The sequence below is a fragment of the Aquabacterium sp. genome, assembly GCF_041915145.1.
Lineage (GTDB): Bacteria > Pseudomonadota > Gammaproteobacteria > Burkholderiales > Burkholderiaceae_C > Aquabacterium.
Map to the genome: position 1 here is coordinate 1 of NZ_JAYSBZ010000155.1, position 2726 is coordinate 2726.

Annotated in this window: 3 protein-coding genes; all 3 read left to right on the forward strand. The window is 72.0% G+C overall.

Annotated features, from left to right (window positions below; genetic code table 11):
- Window positions 1–636: SDR family oxidoreductase (locus tag ACE3SS_RS15395; RefSeq protein ID WP_374595455.1), on the forward strand; the 636-nt coding region annotated here is incomplete at its 5' end.
- Between the two features lie 33 nt (window positions 637–669).
- Window positions 670–1842 carry an SMP-30/gluconolactonase/LRE family protein gene (locus tag ACE3SS_RS15400; RefSeq protein WP_374595457.1) on the forward strand — a complete coding sequence of 391 codons (1173 nt, stop codon included), beginning with the start codon at window positions 670–672 and terminating at the stop codon, window positions 1840–1842.
- A gap of 12 nt (window positions 1843–1854) precedes the next feature.
- The gene (locus ACE3SS_RS15405; RefSeq protein WP_374595459.1) at window positions 1855–2499 is read left to right on the forward strand and encodes a hypothetical protein; all 645 of its coding nucleotides are present in this window, start codon (window positions 1855–1857) and stop codon (window positions 2497–2499) included.
- Window positions 2500–2726 lie beyond the last annotated feature (227 nt).

The following is a 2726-nucleotide window of genomic DNA, read 5'->3' on the forward strand; positions in this document are numbered from 1 at the left end:
GCCGTCTGGCTCAACGGGCGCGAAGCCGCCGCGCTGCAGGCTGCCGTCGACGCGCTGAACCGCGACGCACCGCACCACCCCGCGCAGGCCCTGGCCTTCGACATCACCGACCCCGCCGCCACCGACGCCGCCTTTGCCACGCTGGCCGCGCACGGCGGCGTGCAGATCCTCGTCAACAACGTCGGCCTGCGCGACCGCCGCCCGCTCGACGCCTTCGCGCTGGGCGAGGTGCGCGCCCTGCTCGACGCCAACCTCGTCGCTCCCTTCGACCTGGCCCGCCGCGCGGCGCGGCAAATGGGCACCGGCGGGCGCATCGTCAACATCACCTCGATCGCCGGCCCGATCTCGCGCGGCGGCGACGCGGTCTACACCATGGCCAAGGGCGGGCTGGACGCACTCACCCGCGCGCTGGCCGCCGAGCTCGGCCCGCGCGGCGTCACCGTCAACGCCGTGGCGCCGGGCTACTTCGCCACCGATGCCAACGCCGCCATGGTGGCCGACCCCGACGTGGCCGCCTGGCTGGGGCGGCGCACCTCGCTGGGCCGCTGGGGCCGCCCCGGCGGCGAGCTACATCACCGGGCAGACCCTGGCCGTCGACGGCGGCTACCTGGCGCACTTCTGATTTCTGGTTTCTAGAATCCCACCCCAAACAACCGAGGAGACCGCGTCATGTCGAAGTTCACCGCCGCACTGGCCGCGGCCGTGCTGGCCCTGGGGGGCTACCTGGCCTTCGCACCCATCCCCGCCCAACCCGTGGCCTGGACGCCACCGCGCGACGCCGGCTACAGCGGCGCCCACGCGCGCAACAACCGGCTGTCGCCCGTCAACCGCATTCCGCTCGCGCGCGACCACGGCCCCGAGCACATCGTGGCGCACGACGGCTGGATCTACACCGGCCTCAACAGCGGCGCCGTGGTGCGCCTGCGCGCCGACGCCCCCGCCGACGCGCAGCCCGAGACCGTGCTCAACACCGGCGGCCGCCCGCTCGGGCTGGACTTCGACGCCGAGGGCCACCTGCTGATCGCCGACGGCATCAAGGGCCTGCTCAAGGCCACGCTGCCCGCCAACGGCCGCCCGGCGGGCGTCGAGACGCTGGTGGCCAAGGTAGACGACGCCGTCAACGGCACCCCCGTGCTGGGCGACCCGATCCGCTTCGCCGACGCGGTGCTGGTGGCCAAGAACGGCACCGTCTACTTCACCGACGCCACCCGCCGCTTCGCCCCGGCCCAATGGGGCGGCACCTTCGAGGCCAGCGTGCTCGACACGCTCGAACACAGCTGCACCGGCCGCCTGCTCGCCTACGACCCGCAGACGCGCTACACCCGCGTCGTGCTGCGCGACCTGTGCTTCCCCAACGGCCTGGCGCTCACCGCCAACGAGCAGCACCTGCTGCTCAGCGAAACCGGCGCGTATCGCATCCTGCGCATCTCGGTCAACCTCGACGGCCTGAGCGCGCCGCAAGCCATCGGCCTGCCCGGCGACGCGGCCAAGGTGCTGATCGACAACCTGCCCGGCTTCCCAGACAACCTCATGCGCGGCGAAGGCGGCCGCATCTGGGTCGGCCTGACCAAACCCCGCAGCAGCGTCATCGACTTCGCCGCCCGCCACCCCTGGATGCGCGCGCTCACGCTGCGCCTGCCCAAGGTGCTGTGGCCCGTGCCGCCGGCCTACGGCCACGTCTTCGCCTTCGACGAAACCGGCAAGGTGCTGCTCGACCTGCAAGACCCCGCTGGCGGCTACCCCGAAACCACCGCCGTCACCGAAGCCGGCGGGCGGCTCTACATCCAGAGTCTGAACGCGCGCAGCATCGGCTGGGTCAGCAAGCAGGCCGCCGGGCTCTGACGCCACCGCCTCATGCGAACGATGCTGCGCGGCCTGGTGCTGCTCTACGGCGGCGTGATGGCCGCGCTGATGGTGCTGCTGTGGGGCCTGCTCAAGCTCACCGTGCGGGTGCGGCACCACCACCGCCCGCCCGACTTCGGCCAGCGCCAGACCATCGACTGCGCCTGGCATGAGTCGCTGCTGCCCTACTTCGTCGCCGGCCTGCCCTACGCCAAGCCCTACGTCTGGATGAACCACCCCGCGTGGTACATGAAAGGCATCCACCTCTACCTGCGGCTGATGGGCGTGCGCGCCCTGGTGATGGGCTCGTCCGGCCACGGCGGGCGGCGCGCGCTCGAGGGCGTGGTGACCCTGCTGCAACAACAACCCGGGTCGAGCACCTTCCTCAACCCCGACGGCCCCTACGGCCCGGCCCACCGCGTGAAAGACGGCGTGCTCGACCTCGCCCAGCGCACCGGCGCCCCCGTGGTGGCGCTGCGCCTGCGCTGCCACCACGCCTGGCGCGGCCCCACCTGGGACCGCAAATTCGTGCCCCTGCCGTTCAGCCGACTCGACGTGGTCTACAGCCCCGCGTGGCACGTCACGCCCGACAACCGCGAGGCCGTGCGCGCGGCCATCCAGCAGCACCTCGACGGCGCCTCCAGCCCACCCCTCTGAGCACACCGAACGCACCGTCAGGCTGGCGTCAACAAGCTTACAGTGTCGGCACAGCGTTGAAAAAAGGCAGGCGCGCACACTATGAACATCAAGCACCCACGCGCCACGCCTCGCACCATGGACTCCCTGCACATCCTGCTCGTCGAAGACGACCCCGGCCTTGCCGAATCCACCGGCCGCGCGCTGCGCTCGCAGGGCTGGGAGGTGGACGTCACCGCGCGCGGTGA